Origin of the sequence: Coleofasciculus sp. FACHB-712, from assembly GCF_014695635.1 — a bacterium.
In the GTDB taxonomy this organism is placed as follows: Bacteria; Cyanobacteriota; Cyanobacteriia; order Cyanobacteriales; family FACHB-T130; genus FACHB-T130.
Genome location: NZ_JACJOQ010000618.1, coordinates 1 through 21,765, shown reverse-complemented (window position 1 = coordinate 21,765; position 21,765 = coordinate 1). Strand labels below are relative to the sequence as shown.

The 21,765-nt window shown below is 47.3% G+C and carries 24 protein-coding genes, 1 tRNA gene and 1 pseudogene; 19 read left to right on the top strand and 7 right to left on the bottom strand.

Annotated elements, in window-relative coordinates; genetic code table 11:
* The 8 genes and pseudogenes from H6F50_RS22805 to H6F50_RS22770 all read left to right on the top strand — a co-directional run.
* A pseudogene (locus H6F50_RS22805) lies at positions 1-309 on the top strand (SAM-dependent methyltransferase); the annotation flags it as partial.
* Positions 310-368: 59 nt separating this feature from the next.
* Positions 369-692 carry a metalloregulator ArsR/SmtB family transcription factor gene (locus H6F50_RS22800; RefSeq protein ID WP_190414878.1) on the top strand — a complete coding sequence of 108 codons (324 nt, stop codon included), beginning with the start codon at positions 369-371 and terminating at the stop codon, positions 690-692.
* An 87-nt stretch (positions 693-779) separates the two neighbouring features.
* The gene (locus H6F50_RS22795) at positions 780-1,496 is read left to right on the top strand and encodes an MIP/aquaporin family protein (protein ID WP_242029176.1); all 717 of its coding nucleotides are present in this window, start codon (positions 780-782) and stop codon (positions 1,494-1,496) included.
* Positions 1,497-1,509: 13 nt separating this feature from the next.
* Positions 1,510-1,923: an arsenate reductase, glutathione/glutaredoxin type gene (gene arsC, locus H6F50_RS22790; protein ID WP_190430456.1), complete on the top strand. Its 414-nt coding sequence runs from the start codon at positions 1,510-1,512 to the stop codon at positions 1,921-1,923.
* Positions 1,924-1,995: 72 nt separating this feature from the next.
* On the top strand, positions 1,996-2,622 hold the full coding sequence (gene arsH / locus H6F50_RS22785) for an arsenical resistance protein ArsH (RefSeq protein ID WP_190414881.1): 627 nt from the start codon (positions 1,996-1,998) through the stop codon (positions 2,620-2,622).
* Between the two features lie 759 nt (positions 2,623-3,381).
* Positions 3,382-4,383, top strand: a complete 1,002-nt coding sequence (arsS, locus tag H6F50_RS22780; protein ID WP_190430455.1) for an arsenosugar biosynthesis radical SAM (seleno)protein ArsS — start codon at positions 3,382-3,384, stop codon at positions 4,381-4,383.
* Between the two features lie 85 nt (positions 4,384-4,468).
* Positions 4,469-5,188 (top strand): TVP38/TMEM64 family protein, encoded by a 720-nt coding sequence (locus H6F50_RS22775; protein ID WP_242029175.1) that lies wholly within the window; start codon positions 4,469-4,471, stop codon positions 5,186-5,188.
* A gap of 270 nt (positions 5,189-5,458) precedes the next feature.
* Complete coding sequence (locus H6F50_RS22770; protein WP_190414884.1) at positions 5,459-6,076, top strand: hypothetical protein; 618 nt, start codon at positions 5,459-5,461, stop codon at positions 6,074-6,076.
* A gap of 128 nt (positions 6,077-6,204) precedes the next feature.
* On the opposite strand, the gene H6F50_RS22765 is transcribed toward H6F50_RS22770, so the two are convergent.
* The gene (locus tag H6F50_RS22765) at positions 6,205-6,567 is read right to left on the bottom strand and encodes a single-stranded DNA-binding protein (protein WP_190414885.1); all 363 of its coding nucleotides are present in this window, start codon (positions 6,565-6,567) and stop codon (positions 6,205-6,207) included.
* 297 nt (positions 6,568-6,864) lie between these two features.
* On the opposite strand from H6F50_RS22765, the gene H6F50_RS22760 reads away from it, so the two are divergent.
* The 3 genes from H6F50_RS22760 to mreD all read left to right on the top strand — a co-directional run bounded on the left by H6F50_RS22760 (position 6,865) and on the right by mreD (position 9,399).
* Positions 6,865-7,872 (top strand): rod shape-determining protein, encoded by a 1,008-nt coding sequence (locus tag H6F50_RS22760; RefSeq protein ID WP_190414886.1) that lies wholly within the window; start codon positions 6,865-6,867, stop codon positions 7,870-7,872.
* A 129-nt stretch (positions 7,873-8,001) separates the two neighbouring features.
* Entirely contained in the window at positions 8,002-8,736 is a 735-nt protein-coding gene (gene mreC, locus H6F50_RS22755) for a rod shape-determining protein MreC (RefSeq protein ID WP_190414887.1), read from the top strand.
* A 111-nt stretch (positions 8,737-8,847) separates the two neighbouring features.
* The gene (mreD, locus tag H6F50_RS22750; RefSeq protein ID WP_190430454.1) at positions 8,848-9,399 is read left to right on the top strand and encodes a rod shape-determining protein MreD; all 552 of its coding nucleotides are present in this window, start codon (positions 8,848-8,850) and stop codon (positions 9,397-9,399) included.
* A 47-nt stretch (positions 9,400-9,446) separates the two neighbouring features.
* On the opposite strand, the gene H6F50_RS22745 is transcribed toward mreD, so the two are convergent.
* The gene (locus H6F50_RS22745; protein ID WP_190414889.1) at positions 9,447-10,259 is read right to left on the bottom strand and encodes an HAD family hydrolase; all 813 of its coding nucleotides are present in this window, start codon (positions 10,257-10,259) and stop codon (positions 9,447-9,449) included.
* Between the two features lie 481 nt (positions 10,260-10,740).
* Between H6F50_RS22745 and ribD the strand changes: the two genes are divergently transcribed.
* Both ribD and H6F50_RS22735 read left to right on the top strand, forming a co-directional pair.
* A complete protein-coding gene (ribD, locus tag H6F50_RS22740; protein ID WP_347276184.1) occupies positions 10,741-11,817 on the top strand; it encodes a bifunctional diaminohydroxyphosphoribosylaminopyrimidine deaminase/5-amino-6-(5-phosphoribosylamino)uracil reductase RibD in 1,077 nt (358 codons plus the stop codon).
* An 85-nt stretch (positions 11,818-11,902) separates the two neighbouring features.
* Entirely contained in the window at positions 11,903-12,514 is a 612-nt protein-coding gene (locus tag H6F50_RS22735) for a hypothetical protein (protein ID WP_190430452.1), read from the top strand.
* Between the two features lie 64 nt (positions 12,515-12,578).
* Here H6F50_RS22735 and H6F50_RS22730 read toward each other — a convergent pair whose 3' ends face one another.
* On the bottom strand, positions 12,579-12,812 hold the full coding sequence (locus H6F50_RS22730) for a hypothetical protein (RefSeq protein ID WP_190415034.1): 234 nt from the start codon (positions 12,810-12,812) through the stop codon (positions 12,579-12,581).
* A gap of 637 nt (positions 12,813-13,449) precedes the next feature.
* Here H6F50_RS22730 and H6F50_RS22725 point away from each other — a divergent pair.
* Positions 13,450-14,004, top strand: coding sequence for a Uma2 family endonuclease (locus H6F50_RS22725; protein ID WP_190430451.1), 555 nt, complete (start codon positions 13,450-13,452; stop codon positions 14,002-14,004).
* 189 nt (positions 14,005-14,193) lie between these two features.
* Here H6F50_RS22725 and H6F50_RS22720 read toward each other — a convergent pair.
* The 3 genes from H6F50_RS22720 to H6F50_RS22710 all read right to left on the bottom strand — a co-directional run bounded on the left by H6F50_RS22720 (position 14,194) and on the right by H6F50_RS22710 (position 15,995).
* Positions 14,194-14,266: transfer RNA gene (locus H6F50_RS22720), tRNA-Ala, on the bottom strand.
* Positions 14,267-14,370: 104 nt separating this feature from the next.
* Positions 14,371-15,093 (bottom strand): HAD family phosphatase, encoded by a 723-nt coding sequence (locus tag H6F50_RS22715; protein ID WP_190430450.1) that lies wholly within the window; start codon positions 15,091-15,093, stop codon positions 14,371-14,373.
* Positions 15,090-15,995 carry a class I SAM-dependent methyltransferase gene (locus tag H6F50_RS22710; protein ID WP_190414908.1) on the bottom strand — a complete coding sequence of 302 codons (906 nt, stop codon included), beginning with the start codon at positions 15,993-15,995 and terminating at the stop codon, positions 15,090-15,092. Before H6F50_RS22710 ends, H6F50_RS22715 begins: the two co-directional genes overlap by 4 nt.
* A 253-nt stretch (positions 15,996-16,248) precedes the next feature.
* On the opposite strand from H6F50_RS22710, the gene H6F50_RS22705 reads away from it, so the two are divergent.
* Together H6F50_RS22705 and H6F50_RS26660 are read left to right on the top strand one after the other, a co-directional pair.
* Positions 16,249-18,396, top strand: coding sequence for an RtcB family protein (locus H6F50_RS22705; RefSeq protein WP_190430449.1), 2,148 nt, complete (start codon positions 16,249-16,251; stop codon positions 18,394-18,396).
* A 580-nt stretch (positions 18,397-18,976) separates the two neighbouring features.
* Positions 18,977-19,894 carry a hypothetical protein gene (locus H6F50_RS26660; RefSeq protein WP_199292324.1) on the top strand — a complete coding sequence of 306 codons (918 nt, stop codon included), beginning with the start codon at positions 18,977-18,979 and terminating at the stop codon, positions 19,892-19,894.
* A gap of 176 nt (positions 19,895-20,070) precedes the next feature.
* On the opposite strand, the gene H6F50_RS22695 is transcribed toward H6F50_RS26660, so the two are convergent.
* Positions 20,071-20,340 carry a hypothetical protein gene (locus H6F50_RS22695; protein ID WP_190430448.1) on the bottom strand — a complete coding sequence of 90 codons (270 nt, stop codon included), beginning with the start codon at positions 20,338-20,340 and terminating at the stop codon, positions 20,071-20,073.
* A gap of 125 nt (positions 20,341-20,465) precedes the next feature.
* On the opposite strand from H6F50_RS22695, the gene H6F50_RS22690 reads away from it, so the two are divergent.
* The 3 genes from H6F50_RS22690 to H6F50_RS27350 all read left to right on the top strand — a co-directional run.
* Complete coding sequence (locus tag H6F50_RS22690) at positions 20,466-21,206, top strand: hypothetical protein (protein WP_190430447.1); 741 nt, start codon at positions 20,466-20,468, stop codon at positions 21,204-21,206.
* A gap of 165 nt (positions 21,207-21,371) precedes the next feature.
* Positions 21,372-21,596, top strand: a complete 225-nt coding sequence (locus H6F50_RS22685; protein ID WP_190430446.1) for a type II toxin-antitoxin system HicA family toxin — start codon at positions 21,372-21,374, stop codon at positions 21,594-21,596.
* Positions 21,593-21,765: type II toxin-antitoxin system HicB family antitoxin (locus tag H6F50_RS27350; RefSeq protein ID WP_190430445.1), on the top strand; the 173-nt coding region annotated here is incomplete at its 3' end. The genes H6F50_RS22685 and H6F50_RS27350, both read left to right, overlap by 4 nt.

Sequence of the window (21,765 nt, the reverse complement as noted above, 5' to 3'; positions counted from 1 at the left end):
GCGCGGCGTCCTTACCGACTGCTGGATTGCGCTAGCTACGGGTTGCAGGAACCATTGCTATTAGAAAGTTTGGATTCTGTTTCTTTTAAAGTGGCAATTCCTGAAGATGGTGCTTGTATTTTTACTGGCAAAACGGCGATTTACACCGGCACCGAAGAGTTTTTTGATGACTCGAACGGGCATATCCTTCCACGGGGTTTACCAGCCGCAGTGTGCGATAAGACAGCAGGAAAGCTTGGTGCATTGATGCCAAAAGACATCCTGATTACTGATTCAACCTGGTACTATACGGGCGGCGGTTGCTGTTAAGTGACGAATTTGCTGGGTGCTTGGATAGGATAGCTGAAGAGATTCTTCAATAAAACTTGATGGCTAAACTACCCGCGATCGCACCTCCTTCCGTTTCTTCTGGCTTTCATGCCCTGTCTGACCCCCTACGGATTCAAGTGCTAGAGCTGCTCCGCGAACAAGAGCGCTGCGTCTGCGAACTCTGCGAACAGTTGGGGGTCACTCAGTCTAAACTTTCCTTTCACCTAAAAACACTCAAAGAAGCCGCTTTAGTTTGCTCCCGACAGGAAGGACGCTGGATTTACTACAGCCTCAATCTGCCTCAATTTGTTGTTTTGGAGCAGTATTTGGCAGAGTACAGTCGCTTCAGCCCGCTCTTATCAGCGCTTCCCTGTAAAGACTAGGCTTGACACATCAATTTTTTTTGAAATATGCTTAATTCATCAACTTTTTTTGAAATGTAAGTTGCAGAAAATTCTTTGGTACTGGGGATGGTCGTGAAATCAGTGTCGCGGATGGCGCGTTGGAACTCAGTTTTCCAATCGTGCAAGCAACAAGCGATCGCTGAGGGAGTCGGTACATTCATCCTGGTGTTTGCCGGTACGGGTGCCGTGATGGTAAACCAAATTAGCGATGGTGCGGTGACTCATCTCGGCATCAGCTTTGTGTTTGGCGCAGTTGTTGCCGCTTTAATTTACGCCTTGGGACACATTAGCGGCGCTCACTTTAACCCAGCCGTAACGCTGGCTTTCTGGACAAGCGGCTTTTTCCCGAAACGCCAAGTATTGCCCTACATCTTGGCGCAGTCTTTAGGAGCAATTGCCGCCTCAGCTTTACTCTGGATGGCTTTAGGGCGCGTTGGCAATCTGGGTGCGACGGTGCCGCTAGAAGGGAATTGGCTGCAATCCCTGGTGCTGGAAACGGTTCTCACCTTTATTTTAATGTTTGTGATTTTTGGTTCCGGTCTCGATCGCCGCGCCCCGATTGGCTTTGCGGGGTTAGCGATTGGCTTGACGGTAGGGTTAGAGGCGGCGTTTATGGGGCCAATTACCGGAGCGAGTATGAATCCAGCGCGATCGCTCGGCCCCGCTTTAGTGGGCGGCATTTGGCAGCACCACTGGGTTTATTGGGTTGCACCCATCTTAGGGGCGCAATTAGCCGTGTTGATTTACAGCCAACTTTCCAACGGATTTCGGGACATTAAGTAAGGGAGAAAACCTGATGAAACGAGTGATGTTTGTTTGCAAGAAAAATTCTGCCCGTTCCCAAATGGCAGAAGGCTTTGCAAAAACACTGGGTAAGGGAGAAATTGAAGTGATTAGCTCTGGATTAGAAGCCTCTCAGGTTAGACCGGAAGCGATCGCTACCATGAAAGAAATCGGCATTGACATTACCAATCAACACTCGAAACCCCTTAGCGACTTCAAGGCTGAAGACTTTGATGTGGTAATTTCCCTGTGCGGTTGTGGAGTTAATCTGCCGACAGATTGGGTACGTCGGGAAGTATTTGAGGATTGGCAGCTTGACGATCCGGCTGAACAGCCTGAAATTTTCCCCAGAGTGCGCGATCAGATAAAAGAACGGGTGACTAAACTCATTAAATCGCTCAAAGAAGAAGCGACACCTGTTGGATAAGGTTTCAATGACAAACCAAACACCGATAGAGCAACCAATTCAGCAGGTTCTTGAGCAAAAGTTATCCTTCTCATGACAACTTTCGAGCATCCACCCAGAATTTTATTCTTGTATGGCTCTTTAAGAGAGCGTTCTTACAGCCGTTTATTAGCAGAAGAAGCCGCCAGAATCATCGAAGGTTTTGGTGCAGAAACCAAATTCTTTGACCCGCGTGAATTGCCGATTCACGGTAGCGTAGAAGCTGACCATCCGAAGGTTCAAGAATTGCGGAATTTAAGCTTGTGGTCTGAGGGTCAAGTTTGGTCTAGTCCAGAGATGCACGGGAATATTACCGGCATTCTGAAAAACCAAATCGACTGGATTCCTCTAACTTTAGGGGCAGTAAGACCGACTCAAGGTAGAACTTTGGCAGTCATGCAGGTCAGCGGTGGTTCTCAGTCGTTTAATGCCGTCAATACTATGCGAATCTTGGGACGCTGGATGCGGATGTTTACCATCCCCAATCAGTCTTCCGTTGCTAAAGCGTACAACGAGTTTAACGAAGACGGAACGATGAAGGATTCCGCTTATCGCGATCGGGTTATCGACGTAATGGAAGAACTTTACAAATTTACGCTACTACTGCGAGATAAAGTAGACTACCTGACGGATCGCTACAGCGAACGCAAGGAAAAAGCAGCGACTCAGCTGAGGTTATAACGACACCTCGCTTTTTAAAAACCTACCCTTGAAAGACCCCAGCCCAGCCCCGTGACCGGGGCTGGGTTCAATATTCCCCTCCCGTGGAGGTCGAGGCGTTGGGGGTGGGTTACGAGTGTGTACATTGCACTAAGCGTCAGAACCGCTATATACCACTTCTAAGATTGTTCTCAACTGATACTCAGCTTGCCAAGATTTAATAATATCTAAGCTTAATCCCTGACCCCTGTAATTTTAGTCACACGAGAGTATGCAGGTTACATCCCTCTATCTTTTGGGCAAGTTCGGCAACAGCCGACGCATCTTGCCGAGGGTCAATGTACTGAGCTACAGCCAATGATTAGGATAGGACGATGAGTTATCAGAGTATCGCTGTATTTCAGAAAAAATCAGAACAAAAAAATCCTGGCACTTATGCTAGCATCTACTGCGACAGCAGCAGTGCTTAAAGTTGTACTTAAAAATTTAATACCATAAAACAGTGTTTTTGTCACTTCTTTTTAGGAGATTAGCGGCAATTAGACTTGCTCAATCCAACATTGAGTTGTATGCGTACTAATTTATTAGAAGGTTCTCCATAAAATGTCTGCTGGCGTTACGGCAACTAATTTTCTGCGTGCCGCTTATGCCTTCTCCGGGTTCTACAAGATATTCATCAAGATGAGGCAAACAATCGTTTAGGCAGGGAATTTTTACTGCTGACATTGTTATGACCAACCTGACCTTCGATAACCATGTTTCCCTGTTTAGGACTACCCCATGATTAATCTTGAATCAACTCGTTCAACCGTAACACCTTTTAAAGAAAAAATTGGTGCCCCTTTAACCAAAAGTAAAATTAGCGTTTTACAAATCAATTTGGGGAAGCGCTGCAACCTTGCCTGTACTCACTGTCATGTAGAAGCAGGGCCAAAACGAACTGAAGAACTAACCCCAGAAGTTTGTAATCAGCTGATTGAACTAATCTATAGATTTCCCCAAATCAAGATTGTTGACTTGACAGGGGGTGCCCCGGAAATGAACTATGGTTTTAAACCCCTGGTAGAGGCGGCACGGGATGCAGGTAAACAAGTGATTGTGCGGTCTAACCTCACCATTTATTTTGAAAAAGGGTTTGAGACTCTTCCAGAATACTGTGCCAAACACCAAACGAGAATTGTTGCTTCCTTGCCATGCTATCTGGAAGACAATGTTGATAAAATGCGCGGTTCTGGGGTCTATAACGACTCAATTCAGGCACTGCAATGTTTGAACCAGAAAGGTTACGGTTTTGACCCTAACTTAATCCTCGATCTGGTATACAACCCTCCAGTTCCAGCCACAGAAAATTTTTCTTTAACCCCCAACCAGGTAAAGCTGGAACAAGATTACAAAGCTTATCTAAAAGAGCATTTCAACATTGTTTTCAACAGCTTGTTCACGATTACAAATTTACCAATTGGGCGAACTAAGTTTCATTTAGAACACAGAAAATTAATCAAGCCTTATTTAAACTTCTTGGAGTCAAATTTCAATGGCAGCACCCTTGAACATTTAATGTGTCGGGATGAACTTTCAATTGACTATCTGGGAAATGTCTATGATTGCGACTTTAACCAGATGGAAAATTTACCGGCGAAAACCCGCAATGGTGAAAAGCTGACAGTTGCCAAGATATTGGAAGCTGGCAGCTTAAACATTATTGAAGAAATACAAACTGCATCTTACTGCTATGGTTGCACGGCTGGATGTGGTTCTAGCTGTGGGGGTGCCCTGATTTGAAACTAGCAAAAAAAATAGGATTCTCCCTCTTCTCAGTCAAGGCAAAGTTTGTTCGGAAAATAAAATTTTGCCTGGATTTTATCGGATGAGAAATAAGACCAACCAAAGTGCTTCCCCGATGCCGAAACGTTACAGTCAGTGGGTCAGAACGCTCAAAAGTCCCCCCTTGTGGATAGCGATCGCACTCTCGATCTGCATCCTGCTCTGTATCTTTAGCCCATTGAAACTTTTGTTGGATAAATCTTTCCTGGTTAGTCACTTGGAAAGATTCGGTAGCTGGGCAGTCTGCCTGTTTATCCTGGTCTTTGCCCTGTCCAGCGCCATCGGCATCCCTGGAATTATGTTTCCTGTTGCGGCTGGTGCGGTTTTTGGTTTCGTCTGGGGAAGCCTTTGGTCGGTCATCGGCGCAACACTGGGGGCAATTGGCGCATTTTTGGCGTCTCGCTACCTGCTGCGCGACTGGGCGGAACGCCGATTTGGTCAACATCAAGCGTTGATGCGGTTCAATCAAGCCGTGACCCGTCAGCCTCTGACTTTTGTGCTAGCGATCCGCTTTGCGCCAATCTCCCCCTTCACGGTGGTTAATTTCTTGTTGGGACTCACGCCTATCAGCTGGGTACCTTATTCAGTTGGCACGTTTATCGGAATTATTCCAGGGACGCTGGCTTACGCTTGGGTGGGGGTTACGGGTGAGCAAGCTTTGCAGGGAGGCGATCGCTTGCCCTTGCTACTAGCGCTCAGTTTTTTAACTCTCCTGTGTGTATTGCCTATTTTGGCTCGTAAAAAGACGCAACCCATTAACTGACGAATAAATTCAACCAATTTTTAGTTTTATTTCCCTTAATTTTTGTTTTCACCGGCTGTGCCGGATACTCGCAGTCCGCTGATGCCAAGAACGAAGCGATCGCAGCGCCACTGCTGCCGGACGCTGCACGGCAACAGATTCTGTTATGAGATCAACTGATAACTTCTTCCACAACTTGGGAAAATTGCTTAGCTGGGAACCTAATTAGCTCCAATCAGTTCTGAAGAGTTAACAAGATTACGTAAATAGCAATAGGGAAGAGACAAACCGATGAAACGGGCAATTTCTGGCGCTTTATTAACTATTTTGAGCTTTAGCCTTCCAGCAATGGCTGCCACTACAGAGAAATTCCAGGTCAAAGGGCAAAACGCTTCCGCCTCTTTTTACCAATCTGACGACTGTAGCTCAAGCGGTGTCAGTGTTTGGGCTGCCGATAACGTCAGCCGTAGCGCACCAGGAGCACCGACTTCGGAGAAGGGAGCCAACGTCTCTTATTGGAACTCGAATTGGTGTACCGGCAAGTATTCCTATGGTTACGGTTACGCTCCAAATGTCACCTTCACCGCCAATAACCAGCTCAGCTCAGCTAGTTTGAAAGGCACCTTCAAAGTTGACGAATATTCGTCAGAGAATCCCGACTCAACGACTGCCAAAACGGTTGACGTAGCGCTAAATTGGACGGGAACAGGCGAGACATTCCGGGGTCACAGCAGTTCTCACTATCAGTGGATGGGCGGTATGTCGCACTCTCGCTATGTTGGCTCTTATCGGACTGCGGACGTATCGGGTAGCGTCACGATGGACGGCAAAAACCTGATTACGAATATCCCTGGTTTTGGCGATCTGAACTCGTCTAGCAGCGGCTCGGTGCAAATCACCAAGAGGTAGACTGTCGTTAAAGATTTGGACGTTAAAGATTTGGGGATTCTTCGTCTTTCCCGCCCAAATACAATCATTAGCCATCAGTTCTCTGGGGACTGATGGCTTGTCGTTAACAGCTAAAAATTAGCAACGAATTAAAATTCGGTGTCGTTATAGCCATTTACTGCACTGGGGTCTGTATCCTGTTTAGAACCGAGTAAATCTAGGCGATCCACCTTAATAACAGGTTTAGATCGGTTAGATGCCTTATTATCGCTCCAAGTCTCTATTTTCAAGGAGCCTTGTACCCCTATCAAACTGCCCTTTCTCACATAGTTCGCAGCCACTTCCGCTGTCTTCCCCCACAGTTCCAGGTTAAACCAGTCAGGCTGGTCGCTATTGCGAGTTCGACGATCTACTGCCAGCGTCAGATTGCACTTAATCTTACCTGACTCGAAATACTTGACATCAGGCTCTGTACCCACACGACCTACCAAGTTCACAACATTCAGGCTCATAAAATTGATTAGTACAAATGTACTGAACTACAGTGAATATACTTTAACGAATTTAGATAGTAGGCTCAAGTCAACTTTATCCTGATTTGCTCTTCAACTACCAGAATGATGCTTGGAAATGGCCTTGAGGCGTTTTCACTGGATAAATTCGTCTACCTGACTAGACTCTGGATAGAAAACGTAATAGAATCCACCTCGGTTCCATTTCCGTTAGAATTCCATCTCACACAACAGCATTTCATTTTGGGGGCGTAGAAACGAGTGGGTCTTTTCAGTCGCTTTTCCTTATCCCGGGACATGGGTATCGACCTGGGCACTGCTAACACCCTGGTTTATGTGTCCGGCAAAGGTATTGTTCTCCAAGAACCCTCTGTGGTTGCTATGGATATGGACACAAAAACCCCGCTAGCCGTGGGCGAAGATGCCAAAAAAATGTTGGGAAGAACTCCCGGCAATGTGGTGGCCCTGCGCCCCCTGCGCGATGGTGTCATTGCAGATTTCGATGTCGCTGAGCTAATGCTTAAGCATTTTATTCAGCGAGTACATGAGGGAAGAGCCTTAGTTTCACCTCGTGTTGTCATTGGCATTCCTTCGGGTGTCACTGGCGTAGAACGACGAGCCGTTATGGAAGCAGCATCTCAGGCAGGTGCCAGGGATGTGTACTTGATAGATGAGCCGGTCGCTGCTGCCATTGGCGCTGGACTACCAGTGGCTGAGCCTACGGGCAACATGATCATTGATATTGGTGGCGGCACCACAGAAGTTGCCGTGCTTTCTTTACAAGGAACGGTTTTAAGTGAATCGGTGCGCGTGGCTGGGGATGAGCTTTCGGAAGCCATCATGCAGTACATGAAAAAAGTCCATAACTTGGTGATTGGGGAACGCACGTCTGAAGAAATCAAGATTCAGATTGGTTCTGCCTACCCCACCAGTTTTGATGAAGAAGCCATCATGGAAGTGCGAGGCTTGCACCTGCTCTCTGGCTTGCCGCGCACTGTCACCATCAAGGGACCGGAAATTCGGGAAAGTATGTCTGAACCGCTTTCAGTAATTGTGGATGCGGTGAAGCGAACCTTAGAGCGCACGCCTCCCGAACTCGCAGCCGATATTATCGACCGGGGCATCATGCTGGCTGGCGGCGGTGCTTTGTTAAAGGGGCTGGACACGCTCATCAGCCACGAAACTGGCATTGTCACCCACGTAGCGGCAGATCCGCTCTCGTGCGTGGTGCTGGGAACCGGGCGGGTGTTGGAGAATTTCAAACAGCTAGAGCGGGTGTTCAGCGGGCGATCGCGCCAGATGTAGCAGTCATTAGTCGTTAGTCATTAGTCATTAGTCATCGGCAGTAGACGATGAACTAAAGGCTAAGGCTAGAGACTAGGGACAAGGACTAAAAACTAAAGGACTCAAGACGGACGAATCGCTGATACCTAAATGTTTACACTGCGTCGCTGGTGGGTTCGGCACGGAATACAAGTTATATTGGCTGGGCTAACGATTGGAAGTGCGTGGGCGATTCGGGAGACTCAGGGAGCTGCTCTTTATGAGACTTACCAGTTGCTCACCCGTCCTTTTCAAGGGGAACCCACGTCACAAGAGCGCATCGAGAATGCCCGCGTTCTGGAACTACAGGAGCGGTTAGTTGAACTCGAAAGCCAAAATCAGAAGTTACAAGAGCTGTTGGGTTATGTTAAACAGAAAAAACAGCCAGGGATAGTCGCTCCGATTGTGGGACGTAGCGCCGATCATTGGTGGCAACAGATAACCCTCGGTCGAGGAAGTCAAGACGGTATCAAAGCCGATTTCATCGTGATGGGTACGGGTGGCTTGGTCGGTCGCGTAACCAACGTGACTCCCCATAGCAGCCGGGTCTTACTGGTCAGCGATCCCAGCAGCCGGGTAGGGGTTGCAATTAGCCGCAGCCGTTATATGGGCTATCTTCGAGGACAAGGTTCTAACCGAGCAGTGATGCAGTTTTTTGATAAAGTTCCTGATGTCCGTCGGGGCGATGTCGTGGCAACATCATCTGTCAGTAAACTTTTTCCGTCAGGGTTGCCGATAGGGCGAATAGAATCTGTAAATTTGGACAAAACTCCAGCTCCTGAAGCTGTGATTGAGTTGACAGCACCGATGAGTTCCTTGGAATGGGTGGTTGTGTACCCGAAATGAGGAATGAGCGGTTAGCTGTCATTAGGAAATAGCAATAGTAAATAGTGATTAGTCATTAGCCACAGACGATGGACTAAGGACTAATCACGGATGACCCATGACCCATGACTCATGATCAATGTATCTGACTTGTCACCTTGGCCTCGTCAAATGCTTAACTGGGCAGTAACCATTGGTTCTGTCCTGTTGTGCTTATTGGTCTTGCCACTGCGCCTACCGGGAATGGAATTGTTGGGAATTGGCCCCAACTGGTTGTTAATTTGGGTGGTTGCCTGGAGTTTGAAGCGATCGGTGTTGCAGGGTGCGATCGCCGGGTTGGTGTTGGGACTGATCCAAGATGGGATGACATCCCCCGATCCCAGTCATACCCTGAGCTTAGCATTGGTAGGAATTTTGACCGCTCGGATTCAAAAGCAGCGGTATATTGAGGAAGATTTTATTTCGGTGGCGTTAATTGTTTTTGGGATGGCGGTTGTGGGGGAGACGGTGAGTGCCCTTCAGTTCACGCTACAGGGCGATCGCGATCTGGGAGCAATTTGGACATATCACCAGCGCATTGCCCTCTCCAGTGCCATCCTGAGCAGCCTTTGGGCACCCGTTGTTTACTATCCTCTAAATCGCTGGTGGCAGCATATGAACCTGTTAGGGCAGTCTTCTAAGTAGTTTCTAGCCAATCGTCAATACTCAGTCTTCTGAGTATTGAGTGAGGACTATTGACGATTGACCAATGAGTGATGACTCACTCCCAGCAGGTAATGAGCAACAGAAAGTAAATCGCTATGAATGCGGGTTGGTTGGAACTGTCGCAACCTTTGGGGGCTACGAATGCCACAAGTCAGCGCGATGGTGGGAATCGAAAGCGCTTGTCCTGCTAAAATGTCTGCTTCCGTATCCCCGACCATCCAACAATCATCGGCAGTTTGCCAAGGCGAACAATGTTCTGCGATCGCTGTGGTGAGAAGTTGCGTTTTCACTTCAGCGTAGTTTTGATAGGCGGCATGGCTGTCTTGAGTCCCATAAATGCCACTAAACAAACGAGCCAAACCGTGATTTTGCAGGATTTGCAGAGCTTGGGATTGACATCGCAACGTCACTAACACCAGCTTGATGCCTTGAGAATGTAGCAATGCTAGCGCCCAGTTCACTCCTGGCTGCATTTTGTCTTTCTGTAACAGCGCCGGTTGATTGACGATGCTGACGACACGCTGCAAAAATACATTAATTTGCTCACCCTGTAAGCCCGATCGCATCGCAATTTCCACATCAGGGACGCGATCTTGCTTCATTTGCCAGAATTGCTCTTTAGTCAATACCTGAAGATGCAGGATTTCTCCTTGCTCCTGATATATCTCCTGAGTATCAGCGAGTCCTAGCTGATAGGTACTGTAATAGCGGTGGGAAACGTCCACAAGTGGGCCGTCAAAGTCGCAAAACACGGTCAGTTTTTGTAAATGAGGGGCAGCGGCTTGACCCCGGTAGGGCTGAGGTGGTTGCAAATCTGAGGCGGCGGGGCAGCAGTTCATAGGACGTTACGAATCCGAACTTTTTGATACGTTTATTTACATTAACAGGTGCAACATAAGTTGTCATGGGATTTAGCCATCAAAATATATTAGACCTATTTATAGGGATATGTAGCGATCGCCTAACTATAGGGGTGAAAATCGGGGTGAAAATCAATATAACTTTTGAAGGCGGGTAATCGCAAACTTAGTGATTGGTTCCCCGACAGATGAATTCCTCAAAGTGAAGCACCATGAAACGGTGCTTATCGGCTCATACGATCTCCCAATATTCCGCTCTTCACAGGTAAACACGCGATCCTCTTTTTTTTGCAGGGATAATCCACCTAGCATCCCTCCCTAAGCCTGCTGCTGCTAAAGTAGGCTGGCTATTACACTCAGGTGTAGCCAGGACAGCAGCAAACTCATGGACAACTTTTCCGCAAACACCCAATCGGATGCACCCCAACAGGAGTCCCCTTTTACCTCCTTCGACCGCGCGATGATGCAGCGGTGTATAGAACTAGCCCGTCGCGCCTTAGGACAAACCGCGCCCAATCCCCTAGTGGGTTCTGTCATTGTCCAGGATGGGCAGATTGTGGGGGAAGGGTTTCATCCCGGTGCCGGTCATCCCCATGCAGAAGTCTTTGCGCTGCGAGACGCCGGTGAACGAGCCAAAGGAGCCACAATTTATGTCAATCTGGAACCTTGTAACCACTACGGACGGACGCCTCCCTGTTCGGAAGCGTTGGTAGCCGCAGGGGTGAGCAAGGTGGTAGTGGGCATGGTAGACCCCGATCCGCGCGTGTCGGGAGGCGGGATTGAGCGGTTACGAGCAGCAGGAATCGAAGTTGTGGTGGGCGTGGAAGAAGACGCCTGTCGGCAGCTGAATGAGGCTTTTATCCATCGCATTCTCTACCGGCGTCCGTTTGGCATTTTAAAATACGCCATGACTTTGGATGGCAAAATTGCCACAACCACCGGACACAGCGCCTGGATCACCAGCCCTGATGCCCGCAATGAGGTACATCGAATGCGGGTGGCGTGTGATGCGGTGATCGTGGGCGGCAATACGGTGCGTCTGGATAATCCCCACTTGACCAGCCATCAGACAGAGGCACACAATCCCTTGCGCGTAGTCATGAGTCGCACGCTGGATTTGCCCGTAGAGGCTCATGTGTGGGAGACAGCGGAGGCTCCCACTTTAGTGTTAACAGAGGTGGGAGCTAATCCGGATTTTCAGCAGATGCTGCTGAAAAAGGGTGTGATGGTAGTGGAGCTGACTCCACTGACACCGACGAAGGCAATGGCGTACTTATATGAGCGTGGATTATCGGGCGTGCTGTGGGAATGTGGCGGCACGTTAGCAGCAAGTGCGATCGCAGAAGGGACAGTGCATAAAATTCTGGCCTTCATTGCTCCCAAAATTGTCGGCGGCAGGTTGGCTCCTTCTCCTGTTGGGGATTTGGGGTTTGCAAGCATGACAGATGCACTCACTCTAGAGCGCGTCCGTTGGCGAGCTGTCGGCTCAGATTGCCTGGTTGAAGGTTATTTACCCTTAGCAGTCAGTAGTCAGTAGTCAGTGGTTATTGGTCATTCGTGAATGGCGAATAGCTAATTGTCAATTGCCATTCGCCATTCACAAAGCTGATAGCTATCAAAATATGGTCGAAGTGATTGTATGGAGCCTGTTGGTTGGAAGTTTTGGTCTGGAGGCAGTCATGGTAAGCGGATGGATGCGCTGGCAGCAGGTGAGTGCAGGTCAGCAATATGAGGAAGAGGAAGAAACTTTGACTCGTTATGAATCTAAACAAGACCTGGCACCCGCAGAGCTGCCTTCTAATGGTTCCTCTGCCCAAACGTTCAAAGATCCGCGACTGATGGGCTGGGAATTTAAAATTGTGCGAGCTAAAGGCGATTTATTCCGCAATCCAACGGTTTTTCAAAAGCTGTGTGAAGAAGAGGCACAATCCGGCTGGATTTTATTAGAAAAAATGGATGACCGGCGGGTGCGGTTCAAGCGACCGACTGCCATGAGGGACATGATTCCATCAGAATCTCTCGCTTATGACCCCTATCGCAGCCATTACGGGCCTGTCTTGACGCGGCGTACCTGGGCGGCAGCGATCGCTGCTGTGATGGCGATAAGTTTACCGGCTTATTTGGGCTATGCCCTGGTGTCGGCAACGCTTGCGAATTCTTCACAGATTAATACACCTGCGGCACCCCCACCGGAGCCGCAGTCTTTCCCAAAGCGTCCCTTGGCACCCAGGTAGCTTTTGGCTTCTAACAATTGGCACTTTAGAAAGTAGAGACGCGATGTAAATCGCGTCTCTACTGTTAATGGGTTTCTTGCCAGACAGACTGACGCTCTTGAGCGAGATCCCGGATCAGGGATAGCTTTGAGTGCAGATAGTCAGTCATAATATTTGTTTCGTCGGAATTGAGCGATCGCTGTTGTTTCAGTTGCTTCAGCAGCCACTGTACTAGGCTGGCATCGTCTAGCTTCAATAACATATTGGCCTGAGTAGTTTCAATTAAAGCCCAAAGCTGACGCAGCATTGTGGGAGTCATAAAACCTCCTATAAGCGGATAGCTGTTCTGAGTGCCGAATTGGCTAGGAACGGGTGTTATGTGGGTGGTGGGAGCAGATGGGTACGGCACACGGCCTCTTATTTAATTATTCCTTTAGTTTTCCACGATAACTTATCTGGTAATACCAAAATCGCGATCGCACAAGTTGCAACAAGAGTTACCAAATACTTAACAAAGCGAACAATAACTTGACAGGGACTAAGGCGGAAAGTTAAAACTGGTTCCGGATTAACGATGGAAGGGAGCCGCTCAAGGCTTGTAGAGACCTCTGAAACCCCATCCCAACCCTCGTGAAAAAATTTAGGCTCAATAGGCGTTTCAGGAAAATTGAGCCAAGAAAGAGGCTAAAAGACTCAGGCTGCAAGTGTTGTAAGCGGAAATCAATCAATTGAGTCGTTAGTTTTGGGTGACAAAGGCGCAAGTAAAGAGCGAGCCGTTACCGTCACATTGAGCAAGATAAGCCGTTTTATGAGTCGCCATAGGTGACGATCGATGCAAAGGTTACTGAAGTTAGAACAGGTCATGGCGGAGGAAGTGCGAGAATTCAAGAAACTATTACAGGCACGATCCCTCCTAACCCGCTGAGAAGGGGAATGGCGATCTACTGAGTGAGAAGATGAGTATAGTCACGCAGCCCTTAACGCTGGAGGAGTTCTTAAAACTCCCAGAAACTAAACCCGCATCTGAGTTTATTGACGGAGAGGTTATTCAAAAACCCATGCCTCAAGGTGAGCATAGCCGATTGCAGTTTAAATTTTGCGCGGTTGTTAACGAAGTCGCCGAACCGCAGAAAATTGCGATTGCATTCCCAGAACTACGCTGTACGTTTGGGGGAGACTCGATTGTTCCAGATGTTGTGGTGTTTCGGTGGGAAAGAATTCCGCTTCGTCCTTCTGGAAGGATTGCCAATCGCTTCGAGATTTATCCCGATTGGTCAATTGAAATCTTATCCCCCGATCAGAGTCAAACGAAAGTATTAGGGAAATTGCTCCACTGCTCTCAGCATGGTACAGAGTTAGGGTGGTTAATCGATCCAGAAGAGGAGAGTATTTTAGTTGTGTTTCCGGAGCAGCGAGTACAATTGCTAAGGGGAACGGCTGAGTTACCTATTCTTAGTGGGATTGGGTTAAAACTGACGGTTGAGCAGGTTTTTAGTTGGTTAACGCTCTAAGACGGATAAGGATTTGCCTGTAAGCGATCGCAGATACTAAGGTGACAGGCGGTGTGCAATTTATCAATCTGCAATTAAACCATCGAACTGTAGAGCTTCCTACAGCTAAGAAGACCAAAATCTCCATATAGCTACTCATTCTTAGTAGAGTTTTAGTAGACTTTAGATTAATTACCTTGCTGATGTTAATGGAGAATAGGGAACTCGAATCCCTGACCTCTGCGGTGCGATCGCAGCGCTCTACCAACTGAGCTAATTCCCCAAGCTGTGAGCTAATAGCCATAAGCTATGAGCTATTGAACTTCAATATTCTAGCATCCAGCCAGAAACAACTAACTATCGCGTTATCCGTACAGAGTCAGTGGTTTATCCGATCGTTGCCTGGGGTGTACTTCGAGAATAGACTTGTTCCACCCGCTCTAATTCTAAGTCGGAAAACTCATCGACAGCCCAGTTTGCCCAGCGTTGCAGCATATGAAACGGGTAAGTATGCGCTATTCCCACTACTGGCACACCAGCAATCTTTGCAGCTTGAATTCCGGCTGGGGTATCTTCAATCGCCAGACACTCCGATGGCAGTAGGTTGAGATGAGGATATTGCTGATTGAGGCGTTCCACTGCCAGAAGATATCCATCGGGTTCTGGCGAACTCGCGCTGATGTCGTCACCAGCAACAATGACGCTAAAGAACTCAGCCACTCCGGTGCGAGTTAATACCAGTTCTACCTCAGAATGGATGGAGCCACTGACTACACCCAGTTTCAATTCTCGCATCCGCAATCGGTTAATGAAGTCTTCCAAGCCTGGATAAATAGGTAGCTTTTCCAGCGCCTCTAAGCGTTGCTGGTAGGCTTGCGCCTTGCGGTTCACCAATTCGGTTAAATAGTTTTCAGTGACAAACCTACCGCGATTTTTCAGCAGCTGATTTAGACAGGCGCGATCGCTCCTGCCTAAACAAAATTGTCGGTAATCTGTTGGTTTAGACCGCAGATTCTCTGAAATTAGAACTTCATCAATTAGTTCGCGGTGAATTGCCTCATCGTTAATAATGACACCGTTAAAGTCAAACAGAACTGCTTTCAAAGTCATGCCGTTGTGCCAAAAGCTGGGGCACCAAAGCCCTCCAAATCCTCATTATCTGCCGTGCTACTGGTCGCTGTACGGGATGTTGATACCGAGCCAGGGTTTTGAACTGGGATGGGTTTGATGCCTCTAGTAACTTGGTGTATCCACAACACATCCTGAGTTTGCACCGCTTCAAATCCTGCGGTTCCCATCCAGGCATCTACGCTATCACTGGCGTAAGCTCTGATGTACGGCTCCTCAAAAATATCACTTAGCCAATCTACTTGGCGAATCGTTTTCTGATTGCCATCGAGAATCAACACCTCTCCCCCAGCCTTTAACAGGCGGAAGCTTTCCCGCAAGATGGCGCGAGATACGGCGGGTGGTGTTTCGTGAAACAACAAAGAAGCTGTTACCAGGTCAAAGGACGCATCAGGAAAGCCAGTTTCTTCAGCATTCCCTTGCAAAAATTGGATGTTTAGCGGTACTTTTTTGGCTTTGTAGTCAGCCATCACCAGCATATAAGGCGACAAGTCTAGACCAATGACTTCCGCTTGCGGGAAAGCTTGCTTTAACATCAGCGTTGTTGAGCCGGTACCGCAGCCTAAGTCTAAAATCCGTCGCGGTTGCCCTCCAATCGCATCAATCAAGCTTTGGCGTACCCAAGTTTCGTTGGGAGGCAAGGCGTACTGGGTAATCGGGTCGTAGGAAACTGCCGCACCGGGGTTAAGATAACCGCGCTCAATGCCGTGGAAGTTTTGGCTACTGTAGTAGGAGGGATAGGAAAGATTGGGTTTCCGGAAGCGATCGCCCTCTTGCTCCCAATCCACACTCTCATAGAAACTCCGCAGCTTCTCTTCATCAATCAACAGCCGAACCACAGGTGCTAAGAAGCGCTCATAGATTGAGTTCTTGCCAACCGCCATAGGATTTTATCTGCGTTGTTGTAGATTACCTGAGGAGCGTTCTCCTCTTTACAAATCTTAATGCTATTTATAACGCAGAAACTCTTCCTGCGGATGTCTTTGGGAGATGACAAACCCGCATCCCCTCATGTATTATATAAGTAATACATAAAGTATTATATCGAGAGCTACCTCAGCCCAGATTGCGATCGCGACCGATAGTAGGCTTGCAGCGTCACGGATCTTTAATATCAAATATCAGCGGCAAACGTTTATGCCATACGAAAAGCTAGAAATTTCAACCCCAGTGCCAGTGCTATCTTGGGCAAATCATGCCCTTGGTTCCGATGAAACCAAGATGGCAAAGAATGTTGCCTCCCTGCCATTTGTATTCAAACACGTAGCGCTGATGCCAGACGTTCACCTTGGCAAAGGTGCCTTGGTAGGTTCTGTTGTGGCGACTAAAGAAGCAATTATGCCAGCTGCTGTCGGTGTGGATATTGGTTGCTTTACTGGTGACACTCTGGTTCCTTTAGCTGATGGTAAATCCTACCCAATCGGAGAACTAGCCAAAGCTCAGCAAGAGTTTGTTGTCTATTCCTGCACCGAGACTCAAAGAATTGTAGCCGCGAAGGCTACGGCTAAGCTAACTCGTCGTAATGCAGAACTCTTAAAGGTAGTTCTCGACAACGGAGAGGAAATCAAATGTACCCCTGACCATCAATTCATGCTCAGAAACGGCACTTATCAGGAAGCTGGCGACCTCAAAGCTGGTGCTTCGTTGATGCCTTTTTATTCCCAAGTAGATAAAGATGGATATATTTTAATCCAGCAACCCTATTCAGGTAGATGGCAAAAAGCGCACTGGGTTATTGCTCGGTCTGGGTTATTAGGGAAAGTTCCTTCATTTAACGGTCAGAAAACTGTTATTCACCACAAGAACTTTGAGCAAGCTGACAATCGTCCAGAAAATCTAGAGTTTATGGGTGATAAAGATCATTCTGCTTATCACCGCTCATTAGTAGACAGGAATACCCATTGGCAATCGTTAGAGTTTGAGGAAAAAAGAAAGCAAGCGATCGCGGCTAAAGCCACTACTCCGGATGGATACAGATATTATTCTGAAAGAGGGACGAAACATATTCTTCAATATATGCAGGAACGTCCAGAACATTTCAGGGCATCCGTATCGGGAAATGGGGCCAGAGGAAAGCAGTTTTTAATTCAATACAACACCAGCGAAAAGGGAAGATACAAGAGCAAGGAAATTGCTAATCGGATTTACATCTGTGAAACTTTTGGAGATGAAGTCAAAAGTCCAATCGGGCTTCATAATCACAGAAAGAATCAACACGGCTACAACCATAAAGTAGTCGAAATTATTCCCTTGGCAGAAAGAGAAGATGTTTACTGCTTGACAGTGCCAGAATATGGTAACTTTGCCCTAAGTGCTGGCGTTTTTGTCCACAACTGCGGGATGATGGCAATTAAAACACCCTTTACTGCCGAACAATTGGAGGGTAAGCTAAAGCAAATTCGTCTGGATTTAGAAGCAGCGATTCCGGTTGGTTTCAATGAAAACAAAGATGTTGAAAAAGCAGTCCTTAACTGGCAAGGTTGGCGAGATTTCAAGGAATTGCATTCAGGAGTCAAGCGCCTAGAAAGTAAAGCCATGAAGCAGATGGGTTCTCTCGGTGGTGGGAATCATTTTATTGAAGTTTGCTTAGATACGGAGAACTCTGTCTGGTTAATGCTGCACTCTGGTTCGCGCAACATCGGCAATATGCTGGCACAAAACCATATTGGCACGGCTAAAGAACTCGCGAAACTAGCAGGCGATCGCTTACCCGATCCAGACTTAGCTTACTTTGTCGCTGGTACGCCTGAATTTGCCACCTACTGGCACGATTTACAGTGGGCGCAAGACTACGCCCGTTTCAACCGTGACGTGATGATGGCGCGTTTCAAGCGGATTGTAGAAAAGCATCTTGCTGGTGGTAAACAAACAAAGCCGCTGCTATCAGTGAACTGTCACCACAACTACGCCGAAAAAGAAGTTCATTTTGGCGAAGATGTGTATGTCACTCGCAAAGGTGCAGTCCGGGCGCGTGAAGAAGATTATGGCATTATTCCCGGTTCAATGGGGGCAAAATCCTTCATTGTTAAGGGTAAAGGTAATGCTGAAAGTTACTGTTCTTGTAGTCACGGCGCTGGACGTTTGATGTCTCGAAATAAGGCTAAAAATGTCTACACATTGGATGATTTGATTCAGCAAACAAATGGTGTAGAGTGCCGCAAGGATGAGGGCGTTTTGGATGAAATTCCGGGCGCTTATAAACCGATCGAGCAAGTCATGGCTAATCAAGCGGATCTCGTTGAAGTTGTGGCGACGTTGAAGCAGGTTGTCTGTATTAAGGGTTAGTTTATGTAGGGTGGGCAATGCCCACCTTTTTTGTTTTTTAACGCAAAGGTACGCAGAGGTTAACGCAGAGTTTAATTAACTTAAAATGTAGTTGGATAATCTTCCACGGATTAGTCATAATTTCTGACACAAGCGATCGCTTATGGTACTTCTCATCGATAAAAGTACCCAGGAGAACTTGCGGAAACCCTTGCCTATTCTTCCTCTTCTACCATCTGTTCAATAAATTTTTGCACTAAAGGCACAAAAATGCGAACTGACAAGTTAGTGCTTCGCTATCGCCTTGTTGATGCAATACTTCTTTCCTAACCAGTTTTCGGACAATCCTGGGATTTTAGTTTGTGGGAGTTTCTCCTGAAACTAGACACCGCAGGAAGTTGCGCTCGCTATCTTACAAACTTCTTCACAATTCCCGATAATACTCGCCCTAAATGGAGTAAGTCCCTCAGGTGCTACCCCGAAAAACTAATTTGCTGGTATTGCCATATCAATAATGCTTCTCAAATTCCCAAAAAAATCTGAACTTGTCACGAACTAAATATACAGATGTGATTAAGCATTCGGATACCAATTGCGGAACATGAAGAAGACATTGGGGAAGCGGCTTCAACAAAATCAACTCTCGAAACGACAAAAAATGGCTCTAAACCAAGCGTTGTGGGGAGGAGGGGCTTCCATTTCTAAAGATACCGTTTTTGCTGCCCGCCTCAAGCAATTGCTGCTGCGGGCTTTTGTCATTCACAAGTATCGCCAACACCTACCGGCTAGCACTCTACAAGAATATCGCTGTGACCTAAAGCGCCGCTTAAAGCAGTGTCTCGGCTCACAGGCGGATAATAAGCTAGGGTGGAGATTAAAAAAGCGCTATTCTGAAGTTCCTTATTACTTGTTTCTAGTCCTGGACGAAGCTTGTAGTCCGACCCTTTCCAGCACTGACACCCCAACACCAGCCACAGGACAAGTCTCTCAAACTCCCAACCGGGTTTGTGCTGACAAGAAACACAAATTTGGTTCATTTGGCGATCGCACTTTTCGAGTTACCTTCGTGAGGTTGTACTTCAGCTATTGCGTAAACAACTCCAGAATCGTCAGCCTCAAGAAAATGCTGGGTTGTATCAGCCTAATTCTGGTCAAAATCGGCGATCAGCCTGTCCGAGTCCGAGATAGGTGGATTCACTACCACGACTTATACCACCTTGAGGTTAGTCTATTGGAGAGAATTCTAATGGGAAGAGACTGGGTGAGTGGTATTCATGGCATTAACGCTGGCGTGTTCCATGAATCTACGATTATTGGGGAATATGACAGTTTTCTTGATGAAGCCCGAATCGCTATCCATGAGGCGCTAACCCGACCGACACCTTTCAGTCAACTCAAGGCTCTGTGTTGGATGACTTTGCTATTGTTACAGGGAATCAATCCTTTGGCTGTTCTCCTTCGTCATCTTAGGAGTATGAAGAAAAAGCAACAAGAATTATGGGATTGGTTAGACATCTGAGATTGGTTATTTCAACCATAAGGATGCTGACTTTGCTATAGGGTTGAGAAGATATCAAATCTCTTCCATCACTAGACGTTTGATAAACTTCTCTACTAAAGGCAGTTGGAAGCAGTAGCCATCCTCTGTTGTCTGCAAAAGCGTTGTGTCTTGCAGTGCGATCGCTTCTTTATAAACTAGACTCTACTCTTTAGTAAGTTGCGATCGCTATCTTTCAAACTTCGCCACATTTCCCAGAAATCCTCACCTCCGCAGCGAGTGAGATGAATAATGGTATCTACAGCAGCGCGATCGCAAATATTGGTGAAGTCCTCTACAGGCTGTAGGATTAACTCACAGGCGGATTCCTCTTCTAAGTAGATCACCCGCAAGCTACCAGTGTTAATCAAATAGTCGCTCCAGTAGTTGGAAAGCTCTTTCGGCTCGTGGGAACCACTGAACAGCAAAGTTCAAAAGGTAGATGTTTGCACTACGTTAGGTGAATAAGCTGTAAGCTTTCAGTTTATCCACCTCAATCGGGGAAATATACAGAAATTTTCTCCATAATTAACGATTTATACCAATTACCTAAATGGCAGAAAATATGAGCGAAGAGTTGCAATGGCGGATCACGAGTTTCTTTGATTATTGGAGAGAACGACACGCATTTATCCGTGATTTAGACTTCAGCAAGCACAGCCATGAAGCTAACGTGTTGCTCTGGGGAGAACTTGACCAGCTTTCCAACCTATGGGCAGGCAACATCGGAAGTAAGCAATGCGGCAAGAAAATGGGTAAACGCAATATTTTCGACGCTTTCCTTGCACGCTACGGTGGTGAGCTATTCCAGCTTGTCTCATTACCGGACATCTGGAACCGAGTCGATAAAGGGAAAGCTGCGGATCTACCTGAGAATATACGCACATTTTTGGGCACAGTTGGGGGACGCTGTACTCCAACTGTGCTTCAGGAACAACGTACCCGTTGTTCCTCGGAGGACTGGAGTTTGGATGCGACCATCACTAGGACTCTGGCAAATTACCCGGAAATGGATCGCACTAAGCTTGAGGAATGGCTAACTTTTTCTCGATACGGCGCGATCGCCTACAAGCAAATGCGGTGTGCATACATCCATGAGGGGCGACCGGGAAAGGGTACGCACAGCTTCAAGTTACACGGATTCGCCGAAAGACCCACATACCGTAGCGCGATCTATGCTACGCCCCCGATAATGGGCTTCGATATTGAGTTCATGTTACGTGTATTGGGGTTCTGCATCGACGAGTTTGAAGCTGATGCACTAGCGTTGCAGGCAGATCCCGTTCCCGAATAATGATGTACCATCATCGGTTGTCTGTAAGGCGTTTCGAGGGGTTCGTTGTCAGCACAGGACCCTAAGTTTCTGCTAGAGCGGACGCGCAGTCTCTTAAAAACCCGGTACGATTTCAAAGAACTCGCTTATCAATGAAGATTCAATGGATCGGCGTAAACAAAATCCATGCCCCGGAAAATTCGAGAGTTAAAAGCTCAGATTGCGCGTGAAGGGTTTGTATATCTGCCCAAGCGCGGCAAAGGTAGTCACGAGCGTTGGCGACATCCTTTACTTAGAAAAACACTGACAATTCCAGGTAAGGATGGAGACGATGTACCCCTCTATTTAGAGAAGCAGTTAGCGCGATTATTAGCTGAACTGGAGGAGTTAAGAGAGGACGAAGATTCATGAATCGATACAGCATGGTTATTCAGTGGTCAGATGAAGATCAACTTTTCCTAGTCACTATCCCAGAGTTTGGCGATCGCGTTGTCATGCCTTGCACTCACGGCAAAACTCGTGAGGAAGCAATTCACAAGGGCGAAGAAGTGATTGAAATGTACTTAGAAGCATGGCTTGC